The organism is Stutzerimonas sp. C6.4V (assembly GCF_058536345.1).
Genome location: NZ_JBZUBM010000002.1, coordinates 781,226 through 805,807, shown reverse-complemented (window position 1 = coordinate 805,807; position 24,582 = coordinate 781,226). Strand labels below are relative to the sequence as shown.

Genomic DNA, 24,582 nt, shown 5'->3' with positions numbered 1-24,582 from the left:
AAAATCAATCTAAAAGGCTCATTGCCATTGATATCATATTGATATCGGATTCGATAATCCAAGGTGCATCATGGAAGTTAGCGTCTTTGGTACAGGTTATGTAGGGCTGGTTCAAGCTGCCATCCTGGCGGACGTAGGGCATCAGGTCATGTGCGTTGATGTCGATGAGCAAAAGGTTGCGCAGTTGCAACGCGCCATCCCAACGATTCACGAACCAGGCTTGGCTGCTGTGCTCGAGGAAAACATCAAGGCAGGACGCTTGCGTTTTTCCACCCAGGCCCAATTGGCCGTCATCCACGCCCGGATAATCTTCATAGCGGTGGGCACACCGCCGAACGAGGATGGCTCTGCGGACCTGCGCCATGTAATGAGCGTCGCCCGCCAAGTCGCATGCATGATGGAGCAAGATCGCACTCTGGTGATCAAGTCGACGGTTCCGGTAGGGACCGCTGACACCGTTCGGGCAGAGGTCCGTGCAATTCTCGATACGCGCGGCAAGACCGAACTGAGCGCATTCATCGTCTCGAATCCCGAATTCCTGAAGGAAGGCAGCGCGGTTGCCGACTGCAGCCGGCCGGATCGCATCATCATCGGAAGCCAGGACGCGCAGGCTCAACAGCAGATGGCGGAACTGTATGCTCCGTTCAACCGCAATCACGAACGCACGCTGTACATGGACAATCGCAGCGCGGAGCTGGTCAAGTACGCCGCCAACGCCATGCTTGCCACCCGTATCAGTTTCATGAACGAGCTGGCCAACCTAGCGGAAAGCTTGGGCGCAGACATCGAAGCGGTACGCAAGGGGATCGGCTCGGACCCAAGAATTGGCTATCACTTCATTTACCCAGGTTGCGGTTTCGGTGGCTCATGCTTTCCAAAAGACCTCAAAGCCTTGATCCATACCGCGGAAGAAAACGGCTTGGAGCCCCGCCTGCTCCAGACCGTTACGAGGATCAACGACGACCAGCGGCAGGTCCTGCTGCGCAAACTCAAGGCTCAACTTCCCGGCGGCCTGGCCGATAAGGCTATTGCCGTGTGGGGACTGGCATTCAAACCAAACACCGACGATATGCGAGAAGCGCCGAGCCGATATCTTATCGAAGCCCTCTGGGCAGAGGGAGCCCGTGTACGGGCCTTCGATCCGGAGGCCATGACCGAGTGTCGCCGCATCTACGGCTACAGGGATGACCTTGAATTGTGCGCGACCCGCGACGACACATTGCAAGATGCCGACGCTCTGGTGATTTGTACCGAGTGGAAGGCTTTCCGGGTAGTCGATTTCGAAGCACTGGGAAAGAAGCTTCGCGCACGCCTGGTTATTGATGGCCGTAATCTGTTCAATCCGCAGCAGTTGGCGAATGCCGGACTGCACTATTTCGGCATCGGTTTACCTTACATCCGCCCCACGAGCGCATCGGTCCCGGCATGAAAACGTTAGTCACTGGAGCGGCCGGATTCATTGGCGCTCATACCACACTGCGCCTGTTGCAAGAAGGCCATGAGGTTATCGGGGTGGATAACTTCAATGACTACTACAACCCGCAGCTCAAGGAAGATCGGGTACGCTGGGTACGAGAAACGGCAGGCGATTTCCTTCTGTGCCGTATCAACCTGGAAGACGACCGCAAGCTTGAACAGCTATTCGCGAAGCATCGTCCAGAGGCGGTCATCCATCTCGCAGCACAGGCGGGCGTGCGCTATTCGCTGGACAATCCCCGCGCCTATCTCGATAGCAATTTCGCCGGGTTCCTGAATCTCCTTGAGGCCTGTCGCCGTCATCCTGTGAAACACCTGATCTTCGCGTCCTCCAGCTCTGTGTACGGAGCCAACCACCGCACGCCTTATTCCGAACAGCACAATACGGATCATCCCCTGTCGCTGTATGCCGCCAGCAAGAAGGCCAATGAGGTCATGGCCCATAGCTACAGTCACTTGTTCGGCATTCCAGCGACCGGGCTTCGCTTCTTCACGGTCTATGGCCCCTGGGGCCGTCCGGACATGTCACCCATGCTGTTCGCCAACGCCATCAGCTACGGGCAGCCATTGAAGCTGTTCAACCACGGTGAGCACCAGCGGGACTTCACCTACATTGATGACATCGTCGAAAGCCTGGTTCGCCTGTTGCCGCAACCTCCCAGCATCGATCAGAACTGGAACCCCGAGGAACCGAACCCCTCGACCAGCATGGCTCCCTGGCGCCTGTATAACATCGGCGGTAACCGTCCTGTTCATCTGCGCATCTATGTCGACACGCTGGCGCGTCTGCTCGGTAGACCGGCCGAGCTGCAATTGCTGCCCTTGCAGCCCGGTGATGTGATTAATACCTGCGCAGACGCCAGTGCATTGGAAGAGGCGATCGGCTTCACGCCGCTTACCTGTCTTGAGGATGGCCTGGCACGATTCGTCGCATGGTTCCGTGACTATTACTTATTTCCGGTCAGCGTTCCGGTAGCCGACAGCTGCTCCGTACCCAACGGAGAAGTCGCATGATGACAGATACGCCTATCGAGCAAAGGGCACCGGAGCGCAGCGTCGAGAAGCCCCGTCGAGGACACGAGAAACGCCGCAACCCAGCCTTGCGCAGCCAGATCGATGCGGCCGTCCTGCTTCAGCACCGAGGTTGGCTGACAGGCCGCCCCGGAGGGACGCCGTGGAGCCTTTCGCGAACCAAGCGCATAACCGAAGCCCTGTCCGCGGCTTCGATGCTTGTTCTGCTATCGCCGTTGCTACTTACCATTGCGCTCATCATCAAAATTACCAGTCCGGGCCCCGTTTTTTTCATCCAGGAGCGTACGGGCTTTCGCGGTCGCCGCTTCGGCATGTTCAAGTTCCGTACCATGGTGGTGAACGCCGAAGAGTTGAAGGAGAGCCTGCGCCACCTGAACAAACACGGCGCCGACTCGGTGGATTTCAAGATTGACCGCGATCCACGGGTGACCACCATTGGAAAATGGCTACGGCGCTCCAGCCTCGACGAACTACCCAATCTGTTTAACGTAGTACGTGGAGAAATGCGCCTGGTTGGGCCACGGCCAACTTCGTTCGACGCGCATCGCTATCACAGCCATCACCTCGTGCGGCTGAGCATCTATCCCGGCATCACCGGCCTTTGGCAGATATCCGGCCGCAGTGATATCGATTTCGATGATCGTGTCGCTCTTGATCTAGCCTATATCACCCGTCAAAGCCCCTGGCTGGACTTGAGGATCCTGTTGAAAACCCCTTTCAAGGTCGTCAGCGGCCATGGAGCAAGCTAATGGACGGCTCACTTCCGACCATACGTCTGGATGTTGCCACCCCCAGCGAGATCAACCTCGCCTCCACCGTTCTCGATCAGGAACGGCAGGTCTTGCTGATGACCGCTGCAAACAACGGCTGCGGCGTGACGACCAGCGCCATCACGATGGTCCAGCAGCTGGCGGCAGCCTGCAGCGGAAAGGTGGTGCTGATTGATGCGAGCCTGTCCTCTGCCAGCATAACCCGTCAGCTGGGGCTGGAAGACCAGCCAGGTTTCTTGGACCTGGCCGCTGCCGACAGCGCCTCATCGCTGGATGCTTGCTTGCTCGAGCTTCCCAGCCACCCGTTCCACCTGCTTCCGCTGGGTCAACGGAGGAATGGCAGCCGAGGATTGTCGACAGAGCAGCTAAGGCAACTCCTCTCGCAACTCAGCGATCGCTACCGCTTCGTAGTGATCGATGGGGAAGCCGTCTACACCGGCGGCGATACGCTGACCATCGGCTCGCTTGTCGACGGAGTGATACTGGTGGTACGGGCAGAAGAAACGCGCTGGGAAGTCGCCCAAGCTGCTGCCCAGCGCCTCTCGCAGGCGGGGGCCAAGTTGATGGGAAGCGTGCTTAACGCGCGCAAGTACTACATGCCCAAATGGGTCTATGACCAACTCTGAGCCGTCATGATGAATCTCAAACCGATACCTCTGATGCTGGCTCTGGTCGGCTGTGCCAGCCCGGCAGTACAGCATATGCCCGCAGGGATCATCACGGCTGCACCCTCCGACGCGCTGCGCACGGAGGTATTCACGATCGAGAAGACCCTACGCCCGCAGGACGTGCTGGACGTCATCTTCTATATCGACCACACAAGCCCTCAAGCCTACCGCATCCAGGCAGGGGACCAGGTGGAGATCAACTTCCTCACCGCACCGGAGCTCAGCGGTACTAAGTTGGTCATGCCCGACGGCACCATCGAGCTGCCTTATGTCGGCACGATGGCGCTGGCCGGCCTGACGGCCCTGCAAGCGCAGGGCAAGGTCATCGATGGGTATCGAAAGATACTCAAGCGGCCGGTTGTCTCCCTGTCGATACCGCGTCCGCTCACCGCTGAAGAAAACCTGCGCCTGACGCTCAACCATCCCGCGACCGGCCTCAGCCGGGAAATTACCGTCGGCTCCGACGGTCGCGCCATGTTTCCGCTCATCGGAGCGGTAGCGTTGCAAGGCATGACACTTGCCCAACTCAATACCACGCTCAACGAGCGCTACGCCGCCCATGCAGCCAATGTCCAAGTGGACGCGCTGCTCAAGAGCACAACAGCGAACGAGATTTTCGTACTCGGTGAGGTGACCCAGCCAGGCGTCTACCCGATCCGTCGGCCTGTCTCGGTGCTCGAGGCGCTTACTCTAGCGCACGGCGCCAGTCCGCTGGCCCGCCTGGATTCGGTGGTGATCATGCGCCGCAAGGGCGACCAGATGGAAGCGCGTCTGTACGACGTCAGCAATGCGCTAAACGCCTCGGCCGATATCTTCGCCTACCTGCAACCGGACGATTTGCTTTATGTCCCGAAGACCAAGCTGGGGCGCGCCGGAGAAATCAGCAGACAGGTCGCTGATGTCCTGTTGTTCAATGGAATCGGCTTCGGCTTTTCTTACCGGGTCGACAAGAAGGATGACGACAATTGAACAATCTGCACGTCGTGCCTCCGAACGAAAACTACCTGCATGAATTCCTACGGATCTTCTTTGCCAACCGCCAGTTGATCAAGCGGGTATTTCTGGTCTTTGCCGTCATCACACTATTGTTGCCGTTGCTGCTCAAGCAGACCTTCGACATCACCGCCGAGGTCTTGGTGCAGTCCAAGAAGCTGCCCCAGAGCGACGCTAACACAGCGCTCAGCCAGGAGACGGACAAATTCCTGCCGCCGTCACTCGCCGACATGGAAACGGAAAGCAACATTCTTCGCTCGCCCTCGCTGATGCGCGAAACCGTTCGCCAACTCTATGAGGAAGGTGTCTACCGCCCTAGCAAAGGCATCGTTAATAGCCTGGTGACGGAGCCGCTGCGCACCTATGTCGCCAATCCGCTGCGCGAGCATGTCATCAATCCGCTGCGCAGCGCGGTAGGGCTTGAAATCGACCCGGTGCGCGACGGCACTGTCGATGCCCTGACCGAACAGGCCAGCGCCGCGCTCACGGTGGAAACCCTGCCCGGGTCCAACGTCATCTCCGTGAGCTACAGCTTCGCCGATCCCGAACTCGGCACGCGACTGGTTACCCGTCTTCTGGAAAATTACCTCAAGAGCCGCCAGAACCTGCAATCCAATGACCTCCCCGAGTCCTTTTTCGAACAGAAAAAGAGCCAGTACCAGGTTCGCATCGGAGAGCTGGAGGAACGTCGCAGAGCTCTGCTCGAAAGCATCGGCGCGTCGGACCCCAAGGAAGAAATCACCTTTCGCCTGAATGCGATCAACACGGAAGAACAGGCGCTGAATCTGTACCGTGACCGCCTCCTGGAGAACCGGCGCTGGCTCGATTACCTCACTACCAATCTCGCCTCAGCCCGCAAGGCCAGCGTTAATGAAGGGACCTTCCCGTTCACCTTCACCCATACGGTCGATAACGCTGCTTATGAAGACCGCGAAATCAAGCAACTCGGCGAAAAACTGATCGATCAGGTCAGCAGCTACGGCAATGCAACCGCCTCGTTTCAGGAAGATAGCCTGCCGGTAAAACAACAACGTGAGCGGATCGGCCGCACGCGCGATCAGTTCCTCAAGGTCGTGGAGAACCGGATACTCGAGCGCAAGAGTGAACTCACCACATTGCAGCAGGTGATTGGGCAGAAAACCACGCGCATAGATGAATACAAGGCTCGCGTAGGCGTCTTGCAGAACGTGCAGGCACAGCTTCGCCTGTTCGATACGGAAATCGATGCCCTCCACAAGGCGTTCTTCACCTATACCCAGCGCTATGAAGAGAGCCGGTCCCAGGGCTTGCTCGACGGCAGCGCCTCCAATGCCCGGGTGCTCAGCTGGCCCTACGAGCCCACGGAACCGGCCTTTCCCAAACCTATGCTGATCGTGCCGCTCGGCCTGTTGACCGGGCTCATGCTTGCCGTAGCGCTTGGTTACCTGCGTGAGTTCTTCGACCATCGTTTCAAACATCCGGCGCAGCTTACGGAGCATCTCGGTTTACCGGTGTTGCTCGTAATCAACGAGAAAGAGGCTGCGCAACCTCCGAAACCAAAGGCCTGGAGCTGGCCATGGGTCTGGTACTGGATACGCAAGTGAAAAAAATGATGCGGCCAGCGACCCTGCCGGTCATTCATCTGATCAGCAGCGGCGGCTTCTACGGGGCGGAACGCATGCTGCTGGATCATTGTCTGGGAACGCCGGGACAGCACCAGGTGATGTTTCTGGATGCTCCCTCGGCATTGATCGAACGCTTCCGCCAGGCAGGTGTGGACAGCCTCGCCTGCCAGGGCCTGGCCGCGCTGTTGCGACATGTGCGCCAACGGCGCGCCGAGCGGCCCTTGATCAATGCGCACAACTTCAAGGGCATGCTGTTCGGCTGGGTCGCCGCCTCGCTGTTCAACCTGCCCTTGGTCATCACGCAGCACGGATTTACGCCGCGTAGCCGCAAGCAGCGGCTCTACACCCGTGTGAGCCTGCAGCTGTGCCGTTTTCCGCAGGTGCGCCAGGTCGTCTGCGTGGCAGACAGCATTGAGCGCATCCACTGCGCGGCGGGGGTTCGCCCGGAGAAGCTTGAGGTGATCCCCAACGGGCTCCCGGAAGCGGCACCGGTTATGGCTGCCGCGTCAGGCAGCGGCCCGCTGATCGGCTACGTCGGTCGCCTGAGCAGCGAAAAGGGCCCCGACCTCTTCCTCGACACCGTGATCCCCCTGCTGCAGCGTCACCCGGACTGGCATGCCGTGCTCCTTGGAGAGGGCGACGAGCGTGACACGCTCCAAACCCGCATAAACTCGGCCGGATTGACGGCGCGCATACCATTGCCGGGCTACCAGCAGGACATGCGGGCATGGCTAGGGCGTTTATCGGCATTGGTCATTAGCTCCCGCACCGAGGGAACCCCCATGATTCTGCTGGAGGCCCTGCAGGCCGGCACACCGGTGGCCGCATTCGCGGTTGGTGGCGTACCGGACATGATCAGGCACGAGCATGACGGCTTGCTGGCGGCACCGGGCGACTGCGCTTCGCTCGCCACGCAGATCGAACGCCTGGTCTGTGACGCCGGCCTCGCCAGCCGCCTCACCACGCAGGGGAGATTGACGCAACTCGGTCGCTATCACCTTCCCGTCCTCGCTGAACGTTGGGGACAGCTTTATCAGCGCGCCAGAGGCCTTGCCGGATGATCGCAGCCACCGCCATGGGTGCCTTGCTGGCACTGCTCTGCCTGGGACTTTTGGCCAGCCCGTGGCCGTTCCTCGCGCCATTCGTGGTCATTGGCCTGGCTGGGCTGGCCGCGCTCTATCGCCGGCCGGCCTGGGGGTTACTGGGCATCGCCGCCCTGGTGCCGTTCGAAGGCTTGTTCAAGGGCACTGAATTTACCGGGGCAAAGCTGCTGGGCGTGTCGATGATCGGAATCCTCGCCGTGCAACTGCTGCTGAGGCAGTTGCCTGAGGCGCGCCTGCGCAACAACCTTTGGCGACCCCTCGTGCTGTTCATGCTCGCTTACCTGATCAGCCTGATGTTCAGTGAACGCCTCGGCCTGTCTCTGGGACACCTGCGCGAGCTGGCCGTGGGGCTGGCACTGTTCTTCATTACCGTACTGGTTGCTGCGGAGCTGGACGTGAAAATGCTGTTCAGGCTGGTGTCGCTAAGCGTTGCCGCGACCTGTGCGCTGGCGCTGGTGTCGGCCAAGCATCAGGTTGGCGGTCGCGCCATCGGCCTGCTCGAAGATGCCAACTATTTCGCCCTGCTGATCGCCTTTGCCGCGCCGATGTCCGCCTGGCTCGCACTGCGCGCACGCCACCTGCTGACCAGACTGGGCTGGCTGGCGGTCACACTTCTGCTGCTGGCGGGAATGACCAAGACCGACTCCCGCTCCGGTCTGGTGGTACTGATCGGTTGCTTGCTGATCGGGCTCTGGCATCACCGCGCCGAGCTGCGTCAAATCCGTTCGCGCCACCTGGGGTTCGTCCTGCTTGGGACGGCGATCGTAGCACCGCTGGGCCTGATGTCGCTGCCTGCCGATTACGTGGCACGCATCAAATCGCTTGTCGAACTCAAATCCGGCATCAATGCCCATCAGGACGCCTCCCTCGGTCGCCGCGCCTCATACCTGGTGGTCGGCAGTCGCATGATCCGCGACAACCCCCTGGTCGGCAGCGGCCCTGGCACCTTTCCGGTTCACTACGCCGCGACCGGCTTCGCCAAGGCTTTTTCCGAGGAAGCGGGCACCTCCGACCTTTACCGGCGCGCACACAATACCTATCTGGAGCTTTTCAGCGAAATCGGCATTCCCGGCGGATTGCTGTTCATCGCTTTAGTCCTGCTCGGCCTGCGCAACTTCGAGCGAGCAAGACAGGCTTCGCAAGCCTGCAATGATGGCGAACGAGCCGATCTGGCCACCCACCTGGCGTTGAGCTTTCTGGCCATGGCGTTGTTCCTGATGTTCCTCAGTGCACCCAACCACAAGTACCTGTGGATCATGCTGGGCCTGTCCGGCTATTTGCGGCTCGATGCCGAATCGCGACTCCCACGCTTCAGGCAGATGACATGAATGGAGTCAGCATCGTCATCCCCATGTTCGATGAGGCCCGGCACATCAGCCGGACGCTGCGCGCGGCTAGCGCCGCAGCCGAGGCGGCCGGAATGGCCTGTGAACTCATTGTTGTCGACAACGGCTCGCGCGACACAGGCCCCGCGCTCGCCGAGGCGGCCGGTGCTCGCGTCTTGCACCACCCGGGGCTTCATATCGGCGCGCTGCGCAACCGCGGCGCGGCGGCGGCGACCTACGACAACCTGGCCTTCATTGACGCAGACATCGAAGTACCGCTCGATTGGCTGCAACAGTGGACCATGCGTATTGACAGCAAGGATGCCGACGTGCTTTCGCTGGCCTGTGACACCCCTGCTCAGGCCCCATGGTATGCCCGCGCCTGGCAGCGTCGGAGCCTGCCCGGACGCGCCGAGCTTCGTCCAAGCTGGCTACCCAGTGCCAACCTTTGCCTGAGCCGAGCCACGTTCGACGCCGCTGGCGGCTTCAATGAGGAGTTGCGTACCGGGGAAGACAAGGATCTTGGGCTGCGCTTGCAGCGCCAGGGTGCGCGCCAGCTATTGCTCAAATCGCCAACGGTGTTGCACTGGGGCTACGAAGGCTGCTGGCGCGAATGGTTCGGCAAGGAGCTTTGGCGTCAAGGCAGCCACCTGCAACTGATGCGCAACGAGAAACATGACCGATGGCGCTTGCTACGCTTTCCTCTGCTCGCCCTTGCCAATGGGCTGTTGTCACTGGTCGCCTTGACCGCCGTCATCGCAGGCCTGTTTCCGCTAGCGCTGGTCAGTGCCTCGCTCAGCATGCTGCCCCCTTTCCTGCTTAGCCTGCGCCAAAGCGTTCGTCAGTACGACCTTTCGCTGTCGCTTCACCTGTGCGTGCTGCATTGGTTACGCCTCCATCTGGCCGGCGGCGCATTCCTGCTTAGCTTGTTCAACTGGACCGCCAGGAGGCCTGCCCGTGGCTGATTATGTGTTCTGGCTCTGCCTGTTGCTTCCGGCCTATGCCTATCTGGGCTACCCGCTTACGCTGGCGATGGTCGCCGCTTTCATCCCGGACAAGCCGACACCACGAGGCACGCCGCTGTCGGTCAGTGTGATCATTGCCGCCCACAACGAAGGCGCGCACATCGAGCGCAAATTACGCACACTGCTGGCCCAGGACTATCAGGCAGCCAGTCTGCAGATCGTCGTTGCCAGCGATGGCTCGACCGATGACACCGTTGCCCAAGCTCAGGCGATGATGGACCCGCGGGTCCTCGTGCTGGATCTGCCGCGCAGCGGCAAGGCGGCCGCACTGAATGCCGCGGTGGCACAAGCCGATGCAGACGTGCTGGTATTCACCGACGCGGACAATCAGTGGAACGAGCATACGCTTGGGCGCTTGCTGGCACCGTTGGCGGACCCCGACGTAGGGTGTGTCGGCGGACACATGGTCATTCCCGATCCAGGCCACGCACTCAGCTTCGGCGACAGCCTGTACCGGCACTACGAGGCCTGGCTGCGCGGTGCCGAAAACCGCACCGGCTGCATGGTTTCGACCGATGGCGCGTTGCTCGCGCTACGCCGGGAACTGTTCCAGCCCGTGCCAGCGCAGGTCAACGACGACTTCTTCCTTAGCACCTGTGCGCCCGTGGCCGGCAAGCGTATCGTTTACGCCGCCGATGCAGTGGTGCTGGATCATGGCGTGGACGAGCCTGGGAAGCAGTTTCGCCGACGCTTGCGCGTCACCGTGGGGGGTCTGCAGAGCCTTGCCTGCCGACATACGTTGATGAATCCGCTGCGGCACGGTTTCTATTCCGTGGCGCTCATCAGTCACAAGCTGATTCGTCGTCTGGCGCCCGTGCTGCTCGTTCCCCTGCTGCTCAGCAGCATCTGGCTCGCGGGAAGCGGACCGTTCTACCAGTCCTTTCTGATCGCCCAGCTCCTTGGGTACCTCATTGGCCTACTGGGCTTGCTGGACATGCGTGGGATCCTGCCCAAGCCATTCCGGCTGGCGGCATTCCTCCTCGTGACGCTGGCAGGAATGTGCGGTGGCCTCTGGCAATTTCTGCGAGGACACAGTTATGAGCAATGGAATCCACAGCAGAATCGCTAACCCATGACCCCGTCTCAAGCGCTCAAGGCCTCCATCGGCTGGTTTCACTTCAACAGTCCTGGAGGACGGCGCCAGCGCCGTGACGCGCGCCTGATCCTGATGCTGCACCGCGTGCTGGCCGATGACCGCGCCGCCGCATTGCCTCATCGTTCCGAGCTGTGTATTGGCCAGTTGGCGTTCGCGCAGCTGCTCGCATGGCTGCAGCAGCACTTTGACTGTGTCCCGCTGGAGGGTTTGCTGGACGCGCCCAGCGACGGGCGTTGCCGGGTTGCGCTGACTTTCGACGATGGCTGGCGGGATAACGCCGAGGTCGCGTTCCCGCTGCTCGTGCGGAACCGCGTGCCCGCCAGCATTTTCCTTTCGACCGACTACATCGGGAGCTCGCAGGGATTCTGGTGGGAAAACATCGGTGAAACCCTCTGGAGCCGGCGCGGCACAACCGCCCGAAGCCTGCTCGAGGAAGGGCTCGCAGCTTGCGGCGCGGCGCCCTTGCCGGCCGGCTTCGACGCCCTGCCCGAGCGAAGCCGCAGCAACGCCTTGGCGCTGTACCTGCAATCGCTGAAAGCCCTGCCGGCCGCAACTCTGCAGGCGTTGGCCGACACTTGCTTACAGGGGGCACCGCAAGCGATGGATTGGCGGCAGGTAGAGGAACTGGAACGCTCTGGGTGGGTGCGCTTCGGCCCACATGGCGCCCGACACGGGATCCTCACGCACATGGACGATACGACCCTGGCCGACGACCTCAAGCGCAGCCATGACGTTTTGGCGGCTCATTGTCGAGTGCCGCTGCCCATCTATTGCTACCCCAACGGCAACCACGACAGTCGGGTTCGCCAGGCAGTGATGCAGCTCGGCTATCGCCGGGCCCTCAGCACCCGCCCAGGCCCCCATCGTGACGGTGATGAGCCTTTGGCGCTGGCTCGCATCGGCGTCAGCCACTCGATGGCTCGTCACCCGGGTCTGTTTGCCTGGCGGCTGATGCGGAGCCTGGCGCAATGAGCAGCAAGACGTTCTGGCATCACCTTCTGCTTAGCATCGGCACCCGCCTGGCAATGATCGGCTTGCGGCTGCTACGCAACGTACTGCTGGCCAGGATCCTCGGGCCTTCCGAGCGAGGCCTGTTCGCTCTGCTGAGCGCATTGCCAGAGCTCTTGGCGGCCGTTTCCATCGGGGGGTTGAATACCGCATTAGGCTTTCAGGCAGCCCAGCAGCGCTCCATGGCCCTGTTGCTCACCCAGCTGGTGGTGTTTGGCTGCCTGGCGGCCGGACTGCTGACCTTATGCGGCGTGCTGCTGGTCGATCGGTTTGGCGCCGATATTGAAACCGCGCGTCAGCTGGGCCCGCTGATCTGGATTTTGCTGCTCGCCGTGCCACTGACAATCCTCAAGAGCGGTCTGTTGACGCTACACAACGGTGATGGCCGAGTCGTATCTTTTAATGCGCTCCGATTGCTCGAATCGCTGGCTCCCCTGGCGCTGTTCCTGGCCCTGTTCTGGATGTGGCAGAGCAACGCGCTTCAGGCCGCGGTCATCAGCTGGCTGCTGGGCATGGGTCTGGTGGCGGTCGCGGGATGGTGCTGGTTGGGACGCTTTCATCAGCTGCGGCTGCGCTGGGATGCTCGCAGACACCGGGAGTTGTTGCGCTACAGCGGCAAGAGCCATCCCGATGTCCTGTTTCAACAGGTACTACTGCGCTCTGACTACCTGCTTATCGGTGCATTTATCGACAGCGAGGCGTTGGGCTATTACGCAATGGCCACAGCGGCCGCCGAGTTGCTGCTGATCGTACCGGAAGCGGTCACCACGCCGCTGATGAAGCGCCTGCTCCGGCAGGGCGAAGGTATCAAGCAGCTCACGTCCTTCGCGCTACGCATCACAGCCACGGTGATGTTTGCAGCCTGCACAAGCATGGCGCTACTGGGTGAATGGCTAATCGTTGGCCTGTTCGGTAAGAGCTACGCTCCTGCTTATCCCGCCTTGCTCGCCTTGCTGCCAGGTCTGTTTGGCCTTTGCTATGCCAGCATTCTGCGCCTGGACCTGCTCGGCAAGAACCGTCCTGGCAGCGTGTCCCTGATGATGGGCGCGGGAGCGGCACTCAACGTCGTGCTAAACCTTTTGCTTATTCCGCCGATGGGCATCGTAGGCGCCGGTTTGGCGTCCTCTGCAGCCTACCTGATGGTCAGTCTGGCAATGCTGATGTTTTATTGCCGGCTCAGCCAGGTGTCGCTGGCACATACGTTGTTTATCCTTCCAAGCGACCTGGCGCGGCTGCGCCCGCTTTTGAAGGGCAGAGATATCACGCCGTGAAACGAATCCTCATGCTTCTCGCAGCCTTGATGGCGGAGTCTGCCACCGCTGCCGACCTGAACTGGCAGGCGCTACGCGATGGCACGCTCTTTCTCTACCCGCGCGACACCCAAGCGTTGAAGATCAGCTGGGCGCCAGCCTGGCAGGCGCAAGCCAACCCCGAGCGCATTTACCTGCTTGATGGACGCGGCCGGTTGCAGGCCGATCGAGCCATTGCGGCCAGCGAAACCCAGGGACAACAGCAATGGACGCTGTCGAAGGCTGCCAGCCCGTATCGCCTGGAGATTCCGGGCTACAGCTTTCGCGACTACAAGATCAGCCATGCCGACTCCGTCGCCGCCATGCTTGAGCCAGTCAAGCTGCATTTCAGCGCTGACGTCGGTCCGGGTGTGGTGCTGTATTTCATGACCCGTGCGGGCGAGCGTGTCGTGCTGGCTGGCAAATACCACGGCGGTGTGCAGGCATTGCGAGCAAAACGGCTAACGGATGGGCAACAAATCAGGCTGAACCTGAATGCCCACGACATCTATTCACGCTTCGATCAGGTCCCTCTGCCGGTGTCGGACCAGAACCAGGTCTGGCAATTAACACTGGAGGGCAGCGGCAAAGCCGCATTCTGGCTGGACGGAACCGCCAACCTGTTCGCGCAGCGACCTGAGCATCTGCAGCCGCTCCGCTGGGCTCAGGGCGAAGTCCGCCTCAAGCTGCACGATGTCGCCCTGGGCCCCACCCCCTCGGTCGGCATCGCGCTGCCCTATGCGGCGCCGCCACAGTTAGCCTACGCAGCGCTGGACTCGCTCAAACCCCAGTCAGGCGGATACTACAGTTTCGTCAACGTCCTGGCCGAACAACCCGAGCGTGAGCGTGCCTTCCGTCAGACGTATCAACAGCGCTTCGGCGTCAATCACAGCGTCACGCTGCTGGCCCGCAGCGGACGCCAAGCGGTGCTGGAAGCCGATACGGTCACCCTCACGGGGCTGGCCATCTGGCTAGAGGACAGCCGTGCGCTCGGCGGCGGCTTGCATTATGTCTCGGTAGCCGACGAGCCCAACCTCAATTATCCCGATTTCGACAGTTACGAACGCTACTTTGCCGCCGTCAGCCAGCAAATTCGCGAGGATACCAAGGCCCGCGCCGCCGGCGTGCGCGTCGCCATGCCGGCCAGTTCGCGGTTGATCAACGGACCGACACGAGACAACGCCGACCAGCGACGGGGGGCGGACTGGGCCGAGCGAATGCTGGCGCGGCACGGTAAATACATCGACGCCCTGGCCTGGCATGAATGGATGGTGCGAGACCTGCTCGCGACGCGCAGCTATCGAGACACGGTGCTCGCTGCCGCGAAGCTGGTCGGCCTGGATGAGCAGGCTCGCCCCAGCAAGGCATTGCTGCTGGACCAGACCAATATTTCCAGCGGCTCTAGCTTGAGCCCCTATGAGCAGGACACTCATTTCTCCTCGCTATGGTGGGCATCGGTCGTCATCAACGCCTCGCAGGACGGCCTGTTGGACATGATCAACTACTTCCAGGCCGCCGATGAACCGGACTATCCGAAGGGCATGCTGCGCGATGACGGTCGCGGCGGCTATGCTCTCAAACCGGTGGGCCTGGCCCAGGCGTTTATCGCCCGGCACTGGGGCAACCGCGTCATGAAGATGGATAACAGCGCATTCGAGGTCGATGCCCTGGCGCTGGACGCGTCCGCCGAGGGCGTCACGCTGCAGCGCGTACTGGGGGTGAACAAAACGCCTCGGGAACAAACCGTGCGCGTCGAGCCCGTCGCCTGCGCCAGCAAAGTAAGCTTGACGCTGTTCGGTCAGGACAGCACCGAACGCGTGGGCAGCTGGCGCTGCGAACAGAACGCCGTCAGCTTCACCCTGCCGGGAGAAACCTTGTTCTCCGTGGACTGGTCGCACCCATGACGGAATCACGCTCGCTGCTCGATAAAATCAAGCGTAGAGGCTGGCTTGGCAGCGCCCGCCTGCTGTGGGAGCGCTATGTCTACCGTCACGAGGAGTTGATCTGGATGGAACGTGCGCTGGATTTGCCGGCACCACGCTTTCCCCGCCAGAGCCCGTGGCGAAAGGAACGCATCACCAACGCGCTGCTGCCGGCGTTCGACCGTTACTTCTCGCTATACAAGCCAGGCCTGCCGGCGCTCATCCAGTCCGACAGCCTCGGCGAGGCCTTTCTTGACGCCGAGGGACAGGTCATCGGAATGGCCTGGTTTCGCCGCAGCGATTACTACGATGACCAGACCTACCATTGCTGGCTGCGCCTGCCGCCCGGACGCATCTATCAGTTTGCCGGCGAAGTGGCTCCACCCTACCGGGGCTCGGGCATGGCCGTGCTTCTACAACGCGAGCCGTGGAAAGCCTTTCGGGATGAAGGCTTCAGCCATACGAGGGCGGTCGTCAACACGAACAACACGCCGGCGTTGCAGATGCACGTCAAGCTGGGCTTCGAGGAAGTCGGCGAGAGCATTCACCTCTACCGCCTGTTCAACTGCCTGAACTTTCATCGGTATTCGCGTTACAACGGCAAGCGTTTCAACCACTTGCGCAAATCACGACAAAGCACTCAAACCAGGCAACCCACCGCAGCGGAGCCCCTCAGCGAATGACCGAACGCCTGGAATGGCTAACGAGCCTGAGTTCTCCAACGTTTCCTGCCGAGGCCTACGAGAGGCTCTGCAATCGTCTGGAACAGCGCACGCCGTTCAACCACCTGGGCTGGCTGCGCGCGTCCGAGCAGGCCCTGACTGCCGACTGCAGCCTACAGGTGCTGCTGCTCTGGCAGAGCGACCATCTGGTCGGTTGCCTGCCGCTGATCCTCTGCCCGCTGCGCGTGCTCGGCATGAATATAAAGGAGGTCAGGCACCTGGGCCATCCGCTGAGCGACCGCGTCGGGCTGATGCTGGAGGCCGAAGCCGCCGCCCTGCTGGAACCGGCGTTGCGGGCTATTCGCAAGCGCATGCCCCATGCGCGACTGCAGCTCAACGAGATTGCCGTACACCCTAGCCATCGCAGCGTGCTGGCGCGCTGGGCAGATCTCAGCTGGCAATCGGAGGCGCGTATCAGCTGCCGCGCCCCAGAGCATCGGCTGAGCGAGGATGATCGCCAGGAAGTCACCGGTGACACCCGCTACAAGCTGCGACGTGCACGCAAACGTGCCGACGCTTGCGGCGCTGTGGTGGAGCGTCTGGCGCCGGATGCAACCAGCATACTTCCCTGTCTCGAACAGCTAGCGGCGGTCGAGGACGCCAGCTGGAAAGGTGAGGATGGGGTTGGCATCTTCAGCGCCGGGCGGAATCGGGACTGGATTATCAAGGGCCTCGCCGCCCTGGCTGCCGAAGGCCGCGTACGGGTGGTGCAGCTGACCCTCGAGGGCCGCTGCATCAGCTACCGTCTCGGCTTGCTCGACCAAGGCCGTCTGTACGACTACAACCTTGCCTTCCTGCCGGAATTTGCCTCCCTGGGCAGCGGCCGGCTGTTGCTGGATGAATGGTTTCGCTGGGGCCTGGACGAGGGTTGGGAATACATCGATGCCTCCCGGGTCAGCCTGCGCCAGTCCAGCCATCAGTTACACGAACGCATGACCGGCCAGGTCGAGCATCTGCGCTGGAGCTTCTACTCGCGCCGACCGGGCGGCATTCTGCTGGGGCTTTCCTACCGGCTATGGCTGCATGTGAAACCGAGGCTGCTGGCCTGGCGTGAACGACGCACCGCCAGGGCCGCCGCGCGCGGAGCTGTCGAGCGCCCCTCCTGCTGACTACCGAGAACTGGTATGCCCTCCAGAGTGATCATCAACGCCGACGATTTCGGCCTGTCGAGCGACAACAACCAGGTCATTGTCGCCGCGTTCCGCCAAGCCCTGATCAGCTCGGCGACGCTAATGGCCAATACCCCGGCATTTGTCGAGGCCTGCCAGCAGGTTCATGCCGAGGGCCTGCACGGGCGCGTGGGCTTGCATGTCAACCTGACTCATGGTCGACCCTTGACCCAACCGATCGCCGCGCATCGCGCATTCTGTTCATCGGCGGGCGAATTCGATCTGAACCTTTCCCGTCACAGTGTTTCGCTGTCGCGAGACGTGCGCGACGCGGTACGTCAGGAAATCCAGGCCCAGTGGCAGCGCTGTCTGGACCATGACGTCCGGCCTAGCCATGTGGATTCTCACCAGCACGTGCACAACCTGTGGCCGGTCGGCGAAGAGCTGGCTCGCTTTGCCGCAGAGCAAGGCGTCCCGCTGCGCCCGGCACGCAATCTGGGGGCCAACATCAGCTTGCCCAAAGGTCTGTTCAAGAGGCTGCTCAATCGCCACCTGCGGCGGCTAGCCGGGCAAACCGCCGATTTTGCCTGCACGCCCCATGACCTGATCACCTGCAGCATACCCGTGCTGGGGACCCTGGAAGTCGTCGTGCATCCGACCCAACTGGCGGAAGGCTTCGGTGACGAGTACCTGGCGGCCGGCGTGCGCCTGGATGAGTTACTGGAACGCCGCCTGGCGAACGTCCAGCGTATTGCCTACAGCGAGCTCTGATCACCCCGCGTCCGAACGAAAGCGCTGCAAGGCACGACGCTGCTTCTTGCTCGGTTTGCCGTCGGTTTCCACACCGAGGCTGCCGGCCTTGCGCATGGCAGCTGCATGTTCGCGGCGTGCCAGGCTTTCGGCGGTCTCTTCATATAGCAGTTGAGCCTCTGGCGCGCCCTTGCGCACGGCCGACAGCGCCCGTATCACCACGGTGCGCTCATCGAAACCGGCCCGAATCGCCAGTTCTTCGCCAAGTTTGGGTTCCTTGCTCGGCTTGCAACGCTCGCCCTTGCAGTGCACCTTGCCACCCTCGATGGCGGCCTTTGCCAGGGCGCGTGTCTTGAAGAAGCGCGCCGCCCATAGCCACTTGTCCAGACGGACTTTGCCGTCATCTTTCTCGCTCATCGTTCAACTCTGCCTGGCGTCTCGTTGTCATTAGGTTGGAACTAGGATGCGGTTGTCATGCAGCCTGTCTAGAATGCGCGGAAATCTACTGGATACGCTTTTGAACAGCCCCGACCCCCAGACAATCATCGGTTTGCGCGAATGGATCGCCCTGCCCGAACTCGGCGTGGTCGGCCTGCGCGCGAAGATCGATACCGGTGCAAGCACGTCAGCCCTACATGCGACCGATATCAGCGAATTCAAGCGCAATGGCGAACGCTGGGTCCGCTTTACCGCGCATCTGGGTACGCTGGTACAGCGCCGGCATCGCTGCGAAGCGCCGCTGGTGGCACGCAAGATCATCAAGAGCTCCAACGGCCATTCCCAGACCCGCTACGTGGTGCGCACCCTGCTGGCGCTAGGGGACCACCTGTGGCCCGTGGAATTCACCCTTACCTGTCGCAAGACCATGCGCTATCGCCTGCTGCTGGGGTCAAAAGCCCTGATGGACGGCAAATGGCTGGTCGACCCTGCGCGCACCTACGTGCAGGAAAAACCCCAGACCCTTACTTCTCCCGGTGCCCCATGAAAATCGCCGTGCTGTCGCGCAACCCACGCCTGTATTCGACCCGCCGTCTGGTTGAGGCCGGCCAGCAACGTGGCCATGAGGTGGTCGTCATCGACACCCTGCGCGCGTACATGAACATCGCCAGCCACAAACCGCAGATCCATTACCGCGGCCGCCCGCTGGAAGGCTTCGACGCGGTGATCCCGCGGATCGGCGCCTCGGTCACCTTCTATGGTTGCGCCGTGCTGCGTCAGTTCGAAATGCAGGGGGTGTTCCCGCTCAACGAATCGGTGGCCATCGCTCGCTCGCGGGACAAGCTGCGCTCGCTGCAATTGCTGGCGCGCCGTGGAATCGGCCTGCCGGTGACCGGCTTCGCCCACTCGCCGGACGATATCGCCGACCTGATCCAGATGGTCGGCGGCGCGCCACTGGTGATCAAGGTGCTCGAAGGCACCCAGGGCATCGGCGTGGTCATGTGCGAGACGGCGACTGCGGCCGAATCGGTGATCGAAGCCTTCATGGGGCTAAAGCAGGACATCATGGTGCAGGAGTACATCAAGGAAGCCGGCGGCGCCGACATCCGCTGCTTCGTTGTCGGCGACAAGGTGATCGCCGCGATGAAGCGTCAGGCCAAGCCCGGCGAGTTCCGCTCCAACCTGCATCGCGGCGGCACCGCCAGCCTGATCAAGATCACACCGGAAGAGCGCATGACCGCCATCCGCGCCGCCAAGGTGATGGGCCTCAGTGTCGCCGGCGTCGACATCCTGCGCTCCAACCACGGCCCGCTGGTAATGGAGGTGAACTCCTCCCCAGGCCTGGCCGGCATCGAAGACACCACCGGCAAGGATGTGGCCGGGCTGATCATCCAGTACCTGGAAAAAAACGCCGGCCCCCACCTGACGCGGACCAGGGGCAAAGGCTAAGCAGCGCTGGAAGCTGGAAGCTGGAAGCTGGAAGCTGGAAGACAAGAATCTCAGCAATCCGAAACCAGCCTTCTAGCTTCCAGCTCTAGACTTCAAGCTTTCTTCACGCTTTTATCGCATCTCTCGGCAGAAGCAGGCCCAGCGGCAGGCTCACCCGGGCCTCTAGACCGCCACCTTCGCGGTTGCGAAGTTCGACCACGCCGCCATGCTGCGACGCGATCCGCTTGACGATCGCCAGCCCCAGGCCAGCCCCCTGCCCACCGCGCGCGCGGTCGCCGCGGATGAAGGGATTGAAGATCTCACCCAACTCGTCAGGATCGATACCAGTGCCCCGGTCAAGCACGCTGAGCACAACGTAAGGCGCGTTGCTGTCGCCGGAAACATGCGCCGCGACTTCGACGCCGTGACCACCGTAGCGCAGTGCGTTTTCGATCAGGTTGACCAGCAGCCGTTTGATCGATACCCGACGCAGCGCCAGCTTCGGCATCGGCTCGACGCACAGGCGCACGCTCTCGCCGTACTGGTTGTAGGGCGCCACCACCTCGCGCACCAGATCGCCCAGGTCGATGCTCTCCACCGGCTCGTCGCTGCCATCACGAACGAAGGCGAGAAACTGATCAAGGATGGCATTCATGTCCTCGATATCACGGACCATGTCTTCGGTCAGCTCGGCATCGCTGGACATCAATTCCAGCGACAGTCTCAGGCGCGTCAGGGGCGTGCGCAGGTCGTGGGAAACCCCGGCTAGCATGAGTTCGCGCTCGCGCCCGGCCTGTTCGACGTCTTCGGCCATCTGGTTGAAGGCGCGATACACCTCGGTCATCTCGCTTGGCGTGTCGCTGATCGGCAGCCGCACGCTGCGCCCCTTGCCGATCTGCCGCGCGGCGTAAACCAGTCGCTTGAGCGGCAGGTTGAGCTGGCTGACGAAGATCCACGCCGCCGCCGTCGACAGCAAGCCGATCCCGAGAAACCAGCCGAGCACGCTCCAGATCCGCTGACCCCGCAACGGGTAGGCATACAGCGGCACCTGCAGCCAGTCCGGACCGAGGCTCGGTGCGCGTACCCAGATCGCCGTATCAGGCTGGATGCGCACCCGCACATCGGTCTCGACGCCCAGCTCGGCCTGCATCTGGCGCTGGAAGATTTCCGTGTAAGGCCAGTGATACTCGCTCGGCGGCACGTCTACGGTCGAGACCCGCTGCAAGCCCGCTGCACGGGCAATACGCTCGCGATTCTCCTCGTCAGCCGCCCAATAGGCGCGCAGGGTCAACGCCGCGCCATGGCTGTACTGGCGGTCGACCATCACGTCCTCGTTCATCATCAGGTACACCAGCATCAGCACCTTGGAGAACAGCACGACGATCAGCACCATCCAAAGCGTGCGGGCGAAGAAGCTTTGCGGGAACCAGAGGGGAGTTTTCATAATAAAAGCCGACAAGGACGCCAGAGGCTTGAGGCTGGACGGAAAAGCGCCATCGTTCAGCCTCAGGCCTCCAGCGCTTCAATCGGCTTTTCAGCCCTTGTTGCCATCCGGCACGAAGACATAGCCCACGCCCCAGACCGTCTGGATATAGCGCGGCTTGGACGGGTCTGGCTCGATAAGACGGCGCAGGCGCGAGATCTGCACGTCGATGGAGCGCTCCAGGGCATCCCATTCGCGACCGCGGGCCAGATTCATCAGCTTGTCGCGGGTCAGCGGCTCGCGTGCATGCTGCACGAGCGCCTTGAGCACGGCGAACTCACCGGTGGTGAGCATGTGTACCTGGTCGCCCTTCTTCAGCTCGCGGGTGCCGAGGAAAAGCTCGTAGTCGCCAAAGGTCACCGTCTCGTCTTCGCTGCCCGGCGCTCCAGGCACCTGCGGCACCTGCCGACGCAGTACCGCGCGGATTCGCGCCAAGAGCTCGCGCGGATTGAAGGGCTTGGCCAGATAATCATCGGCCCCCTGCTCAAGCCCGTGAATGCGGCTGGCCTCGTCACCCTTGGCCGTCAGCATGATGATGGGGATCTGATTGCCGCTGGTACGCAGCCGGTTGCAGGCGGACAGACCATCCTCGCCAGGCATCATCAGGTCCAGCACCACCAGATGGAACAATTCGCGGCTGAGCAGGCGATCCATCTGCTCGGCACTCTCCACGGTCCGCACGCGATAGCCCTGCTCATCAAGAAACCGCTCGAGCAGACGCCGCAAACGGGCGTCATCGTCAACAATCAGAATCTTTTCGCCTTCGCTGGCAGGTGCGGTGCTGCTCATGAGAACTCCCGGAATGATCGACGGCGCATTATGCGCGCAGTGAAGTAAAGGCAACTGACAGCCATTGTTAGCAGATTTTGCGGTGCCAAGCCGAGGGCCGAAAGAATGAGCCGGTGCGACAGGCTTGGGTTTTTCGTCCGGCTTGCGGTCTCAAATGCTCTGCTGCCCTTATAATCGCGCCCTTTCGCGCAGGCACGCCCTGCATGGTTTGACTGACCCAGGTAGGTTCATGGACAGCATCAACTCCCGCCTCGCCGCAGAACTGGGCGTGCGCCCGCAACAGGTTGCCGCCACCGTGGCGCTGCTCGACGAGGGCTCCACCGTGCCCTTCATCGCCCGCTATCGCAAGGAAGTCACCGGCAGCCTCGATGACACCCAGCTGCGCCTGCTCGAAGAGCGGCTGCGTTACCTGCGCGAGCTGGACGACCGCCGCGTGTCGATCCTCGCCAGCATCGAGGAACAGGGCAAGCTGACCCCCGAGCTCAAGCGCGAGATCGATCTCGCCGACACCAAGACCCGCCTCGAAGACCTCTACCTTCCCTATAAGCAGAAGCGCCGCACCAAGGGCCAGATTGCCCTGGAAGCCGGACTTGGCGCGCTGGCCGACGCGATCTTCGCCGATCCCGAGCTGAATCCCGAAAGCGAGGCCGCGCGCTTTGTCGATCCCGAAAAAGGCTTTGCTGACGTCAAAGCGGTACTCGAAGGCGCCAAGTACATCCTCATGGAGCGCTTCGCCGAGGATGCCAACCTGCTGGCCAAGCTGCGCGACTTCCTCACCCACAACGCCACCCTCAGCGCGCGCGTAGTCCCCGGCAAGGAGAACGACGGCGCCAAGTTCAGCGATTATTTCGAGCACGACGAGCCCCTCAAGAGCGCGCCGTCGCACCGCGCATTGGCTATTTTCCGCGGCCGCAACGAAGGCGTACTCAGTGTCAGCCTGAAGGTAGGCGATGAGGCGCCAGGCACCATGCACCCGGGCGAAGTGATGATTGGCGAGCGTTTCGGCATCGCCAATCGCGGCCGCGCCGCCGACAAGTGGCTCGGCGAAGTGGTGCGCTGGACCTGGAAGGTCAAGCTCTACACCCACCTGGAGACCGACCTGCTCGGCGAATTGCGCGACAAGGCCGAGGACGACGCCATTGGCGTCTTTGCGCGCAACATGCACGACCTGCTGCTATCCGCACCTGCCGGCCCGCGCGCCACGCTGGGCCTGGACCCGGGGCTGCGCACCGGCTGCAAGATAGCCGTGGTCGATGCCACCGGCAAGCTGCTCGACACCGCCACCGTCTACCCGCACGCCCCGCGCAATGACTGGGACGGCACCCTGGCCGTGTTGGCCAAGCTTTGCGCCAAGCATGCTGTCGATCTGATCGCCATCGGCAACGGCACCGCCAGCCGTGAAAGCGACCGGCTGGCCGCCGACCTGATCAAGCAGGTGCCGGGCCTCAAGCTGACGAAGGTGATGGTCTCCGAAGCCGGTGCTTCGGTGTATTCGGCCTCGGAACTTGCGGCCAAGGAATTCCCGGACCTGGACGTCTCGATCCGCGGCGCCGTGTCCATCGCCCGTCGCCTGCAGGACCCGCTGGCCGAGCTGGTGAAGATCGAGCCCAAGGCCATCGGCGTGGGCCAGTACCAGCACGACGTGTCCCAGCTCAAGCTGGCGCGCTCGCTGGATGCGGTGGTGGAGGACTGCGTGAACGCCGTCGGTGTCGACGTCAACACCGCCTCGGTGGCACTGCTGGCGCGGATTTCCGGCTTGAATACCACGCTGGCACAGAACATCGTCGCCTATCGTGATGCCAATGGTGCGTTCAAAACGCGCAACGAGCTGAAGAAAGTGCCGCGCCTGGGCGACAAGACCTTCGAGCAGGCCGCCGGCTTCCTGCGCGTCATGAACGGTGACAACCCGCTGGATGCCTCGGCCGTGCACCCGGAGACCTACCCGCTGGTCAAGCGCATCGCCCAGGACACCGGCCGCGACATCCGCACGCTGATCGGCGACTCGGCTTTCCTCAAGCGGCTCGATCCCAAGCAGTTCACCGATGAAAGCTTCGGCCTTGTCACCGTCAGCGACATTCTTCAGGAACTGGAAAAGCCGGGCCGCGACCCGCGCCCAGAGTTCAAGACGGCCGAGTTCCAGGAAGGCGTCGAGAAGCTCAGCGACTTGACACCCGGCATGGTGCTCGAAGGCGTAGTGACCAACGTGACCAATTTCGGTGCCTTCGTCGATATCGGCGTGCATCAGGATGGCCTGGTGCACATCTCCGCGCTGTCGGAGAAGTTCGTCAAGGACCCGTACGAAGTGGTCAAGGCCGGCGACATCGTCAAGGTCAAGGTCATGGAAGTGGACATCCCGCGCCAGCGCGTCGGGCTGTCCATGCGCATGAGCGACACCCCTGGCGAAAAGGCGGAGGGCATGCGCGGCGGTGCCAACAGCCGTGGCGGCCAAGCGCGCGGCGAGCGCAAGGCGGCCAAACCGGAAGCCAAGCCGGCGCCGGTCAACAATGCCATGGCTGCGCTGTTCGCCAACGCAAAGAATCTGAGGAAATAAG

22 protein-coding genes are annotated in these 24,582 nt (G+C 62.0%); 19 read left to right on the top strand and 3 right to left on the bottom strand.

The features are described 5' to 3' along the window. Nucleotides 1-70 precede the first annotated feature (70 nt). Genes AC4LFW_RS19575 through AC4LFW_RS19500 form a run of 16 tightly spaced genes read left to right on the top strand, consistent with a single transcriptional unit; the run spans nt 71 to nt 17,913 of the window. Nucleotides 71-1,429, top strand: coding sequence for a UDP-glucose dehydrogenase family protein (locus AC4LFW_RS19575; protein ID WP_491821269.1), 1,359 nt, complete (start codon nt 71-73; stop codon nt 1,427-1,429). After that, nucleotides 1,426-2,490: an NAD-dependent epimerase gene (locus AC4LFW_RS19570; protein ID WP_491821267.1), complete on the top strand. Its 1,065-nt coding sequence runs from the start codon at nt 1,426-1,428 to the stop codon at nt 2,488-2,490. The genes AC4LFW_RS19575 and AC4LFW_RS19570 overlap by 4 nt, the downstream gene beginning before the upstream one ends. Beyond that, nucleotides 2,490-3,257, top strand: a complete 768-nt coding sequence (locus AC4LFW_RS19565; RefSeq protein ID WP_491822195.1) for a sugar transferase — start codon at nt 2,490-2,492, stop codon at nt 3,255-3,257. Before AC4LFW_RS19570 ends, AC4LFW_RS19565 begins: the two co-directional genes overlap by 1 nt. Then, nucleotides 3,257-3,904, top strand: coding sequence for a CpsD/CapB family tyrosine-protein kinase (locus AC4LFW_RS19560; RefSeq protein ID WP_491821265.1), 648 nt, complete (start codon nt 3,257-3,259; stop codon nt 3,902-3,904). Before AC4LFW_RS19565 ends, AC4LFW_RS19560 begins: the two co-directional genes overlap by 1 nt. Before the next feature lie 9 nt (nt 3,905-3,913). Beyond that, the gene (locus AC4LFW_RS19555) at nt 3,914-4,915 is read left to right on the top strand and encodes a polysaccharide biosynthesis/export family protein (protein WP_491822193.1); all 1,002 of its coding nucleotides are present in this window, start codon (nt 3,914-3,916) and stop codon (nt 4,913-4,915) included. A gap of 14 nt (nt 4,916-4,929) precedes the next feature. Further along, a complete protein-coding gene (locus AC4LFW_RS19550) occupies nt 4,930-6,522 on the top strand; it encodes a GumC family protein (RefSeq protein WP_491822191.1) in 1,593 nt (530 codons plus the stop codon). Further along, nucleotides 6,495-7,604, top strand: coding sequence for a glycosyltransferase family 4 protein (locus AC4LFW_RS19545; RefSeq protein WP_491821263.1), 1,110 nt, complete (start codon nt 6,495-6,497; stop codon nt 7,602-7,604). Before AC4LFW_RS19550 ends, AC4LFW_RS19545 begins: the two co-directional genes overlap by 28 nt. Further along, on the top strand, nt 7,601-8,974 hold the full coding sequence (locus tag AC4LFW_RS19540) for an O-antigen ligase family protein (protein ID WP_491821261.1): 1,374 nt from the start codon (nt 7,601-7,603) through the stop codon (nt 8,972-8,974). Before AC4LFW_RS19545 ends, AC4LFW_RS19540 begins: the two co-directional genes overlap by 4 nt. Next, nucleotides 8,971-9,936 (top strand): glycosyltransferase family 2 protein, encoded by a 966-nt coding sequence (locus AC4LFW_RS19535; RefSeq protein WP_491821259.1) that lies wholly within the window; start codon nt 8,971-8,973, stop codon nt 9,934-9,936. The genes AC4LFW_RS19540 and AC4LFW_RS19535 overlap by 4 nt, the downstream gene beginning before the upstream one ends. After that, the gene (locus tag AC4LFW_RS19530; RefSeq protein WP_491821257.1) at nt 9,929-11,065 is read left to right on the top strand and encodes a glycosyltransferase; all 1,137 of its coding nucleotides are present in this window, start codon (nt 9,929-9,931) and stop codon (nt 11,063-11,065) included. The genes AC4LFW_RS19535 and AC4LFW_RS19530 overlap by 8 nt, the downstream gene beginning before the upstream one ends. Before the next feature lie 3 nt (nt 11,066-11,068). Continuing rightward, nucleotides 11,069-12,064, top strand: coding sequence for a polysaccharide deacetylase family protein (locus AC4LFW_RS19525; RefSeq protein WP_491821255.1), 996 nt, complete (start codon nt 11,069-11,071; stop codon nt 12,062-12,064). After that, entirely contained in the window at nt 12,061-13,371 is a 1,311-nt protein-coding gene (locus AC4LFW_RS19520; RefSeq protein ID WP_491821253.1) for a lipopolysaccharide biosynthesis protein, read from the top strand. Before AC4LFW_RS19525 ends, AC4LFW_RS19520 begins: the two co-directional genes overlap by 4 nt. Then, the gene (locus tag AC4LFW_RS19515; RefSeq protein WP_491821251.1) at nt 13,368-15,293 is read left to right on the top strand and encodes a hypothetical protein; all 1,926 of its coding nucleotides are present in this window, start codon (nt 13,368-13,370) and stop codon (nt 15,291-15,293) included. Before AC4LFW_RS19520 ends, AC4LFW_RS19515 begins: the two co-directional genes overlap by 4 nt. Beyond that, on the top strand, nt 15,290-15,994 hold the full coding sequence (locus tag AC4LFW_RS19510) for a GNAT family N-acetyltransferase (protein WP_491821249.1): 705 nt from the start codon (nt 15,290-15,292) through the stop codon (nt 15,992-15,994). The genes AC4LFW_RS19515 and AC4LFW_RS19510 overlap by 4 nt, the downstream gene beginning before the upstream one ends. After that, a complete protein-coding gene (locus AC4LFW_RS19505) occupies nt 15,991-17,142 on the top strand; it encodes a GNAT family N-acetyltransferase (protein ID WP_491821247.1) in 1,152 nt (383 codons plus the stop codon). Before AC4LFW_RS19510 ends, AC4LFW_RS19505 begins: the two co-directional genes overlap by 4 nt. A gap of 15 nt (nt 17,143-17,157) precedes the next feature. Beyond that, nucleotides 17,158-17,913 carry a carbohydrate deacetylase gene (locus AC4LFW_RS19500; protein ID WP_491821245.1) on the top strand — a complete coding sequence of 252 codons (756 nt, stop codon included), beginning with the start codon at nt 17,158-17,160 and terminating at the stop codon, nt 17,911-17,913. Here AC4LFW_RS19500 and AC4LFW_RS19495 read toward each other — a convergent pair whose 3' ends face one another. Then, on the bottom strand, nt 17,914-18,309 hold the full coding sequence (locus AC4LFW_RS19495) for an RNA-binding S4 domain-containing protein (RefSeq protein WP_491821243.1): 396 nt from the start codon (nt 18,307-18,309) through the stop codon (nt 17,914-17,916). A 100-nt stretch (nt 18,310-18,409) separates the two neighbouring features. Between AC4LFW_RS19495 and rimB the strand changes: the two genes are divergently transcribed. After that, nucleotides 18,410-18,877: a retropepsin-like aspartic endopeptidase RimB gene (gene rimB / locus AC4LFW_RS19490; protein WP_491821241.1), complete on the top strand. Its 468-nt coding sequence runs from the start codon at nt 18,410-18,412 to the stop codon at nt 18,875-18,877. Continuing rightward, entirely contained in the window at nt 18,874-19,779 is a 906-nt protein-coding gene (rimK, locus tag AC4LFW_RS19485) for a 30S ribosomal protein S6--L-glutamate ligase (RefSeq protein WP_407293592.1), read from the top strand. Before rimB ends, rimK begins: the two co-directional genes overlap by 4 nt. A gap of 103 nt (nt 19,780-19,882) precedes the next feature. Here the strand turns inward: rimK and AC4LFW_RS19480 are convergent, their stop codons facing one another. Together AC4LFW_RS19480 and ompR are read right to left on the bottom strand one after the other, a co-directional pair. Further along, nucleotides 19,883-21,202, bottom strand: coding sequence for an ATP-binding protein (locus AC4LFW_RS19480; RefSeq protein ID WP_491821239.1), 1,320 nt, complete (start codon nt 21,200-21,202; stop codon nt 19,883-19,885). A 90-nt stretch (nt 21,203-21,292) separates the two neighbouring features. After that, on the bottom strand, nt 21,293-22,030 hold the full coding sequence (ompR, locus tag AC4LFW_RS19475) for an osmolarity response regulator transcription factor OmpR (RefSeq protein ID WP_491821237.1): 738 nt from the start codon (nt 22,028-22,030) through the stop codon (nt 21,293-21,295). Between the two features lie 229 nt (nt 22,031-22,259). Here ompR and AC4LFW_RS19470 point away from each other — a divergent pair, with 229 nt between their 5' ends. Next, the gene (locus tag AC4LFW_RS19470; protein ID WP_491821235.1) at nt 22,260-24,581 is read left to right on the top strand and encodes a Tex family protein; all 2,322 of its coding nucleotides are present in this window, start codon (nt 22,260-22,262) and stop codon (nt 24,579-24,581) included. The last annotated feature ends 1 nt before the right edge of the window (nt 24,582 follow it).

Excerpts from the sequence above, each read along its gene's own strand:
- AC4LFW_RS19575 (WP_491821269.1), top strand. The coding sequence starts at position 71 with ATGGAAGTTAGCGTCTTTGGTACAGGTTATGTAGGGCTGGTTCAAGCT.
- AC4LFW_RS19570 (WP_491821267.1), top strand. The coding sequence starts at position 1,426 with ATGAAAACGTTAGTCACTGGAGCGGCCGGATTCATTGGCGCTCATACC.
- AC4LFW_RS19565 (WP_491822195.1), top strand. The coding sequence starts at position 2,490 with ATGACAGATACGCCTATCGAGCAAAGGGCACCGGAGCGCAGCGTCGAG.
- AC4LFW_RS19560 (WP_491821265.1), top strand. The coding sequence starts at position 3,257 with ATGGACGGCTCACTTCCGACCATACGTCTGGATGTTGCCACCCCCAGC.
- AC4LFW_RS19555 (WP_491822193.1), top strand. The coding sequence starts at position 3,914 with ATGAATCTCAAACCGATACCTCTGATGCTGGCTCTGGTCGGCTGTGCC.
- AC4LFW_RS19545 (WP_491821263.1), top strand. The coding sequence starts at position 6,495 with ATGGGTCTGGTACTGGATACGCAAGTGAAAAAAATGATGCGGCCAGCG.
- AC4LFW_RS19540 (WP_491821261.1), top strand. The coding sequence starts at position 7,601 with ATGATCGCAGCCACCGCCATGGGTGCCTTGCTGGCACTGCTCTGCCTG.
- AC4LFW_RS19535 (WP_491821259.1), top strand. The coding sequence starts at position 8,971 with ATGAATGGAGTCAGCATCGTCATCCCCATGTTCGATGAGGCCCGGCAC.
- AC4LFW_RS19525 (WP_491821255.1), top strand. The coding sequence starts at position 11,069 with ATGACCCCGTCTCAAGCGCTCAAGGCCTCCATCGGCTGGTTTCACTTC.
- AC4LFW_RS19520 (WP_491821253.1), top strand. The coding sequence starts at position 12,061 with ATGAGCAGCAAGACGTTCTGGCATCACCTTCTGCTTAGCATCGGCACC.
- AC4LFW_RS19510 (WP_491821249.1), top strand. The coding sequence starts at position 15,290 with ATGACGGAATCACGCTCGCTGCTCGATAAAATCAAGCGTAGAGGCTGG.
- AC4LFW_RS19505 (WP_491821247.1), top strand. The coding sequence starts at position 15,991 with ATGACCGAACGCCTGGAATGGCTAACGAGCCTGAGTTCTCCAACGTTT.
- AC4LFW_RS19500 (WP_491821245.1), top strand. The coding sequence starts at position 17,158 with ATGCCCTCCAGAGTGATCATCAACGCCGACGATTTCGGCCTGTCGAGC.
- AC4LFW_RS19495 (WP_491821243.1), bottom strand. The coding sequence starts at position 18,309 with ATGAGCGAGAAAGATGACGGCAAAGTCCGTCTGGACAAGTGGCTATGG.
- rimK (WP_407293592.1), top strand. The coding sequence starts at position 18,874 with ATGAAAATCGCCGTGCTGTCGCGCAACCCACGCCTGTATTCGACCCGC.
- AC4LFW_RS19480 (WP_491821239.1), bottom strand. The coding sequence starts at position 21,202 with ATGAAAACTCCCCTCTGGTTCCCGCAAAGCTTCTTCGCCCGCACGCTT.
- ompR (WP_491821237.1), bottom strand. The coding sequence starts at position 22,030 with ATGAGCAGCACCGCACCTGCCAGCGAAGGCGAAAAGATTCTGATTGTT.
- AC4LFW_RS19470 (WP_491821235.1), top strand. The coding sequence starts at position 22,260 with ATGGACAGCATCAACTCCCGCCTCGCCGCAGAACTGGGCGTGCGCCCG.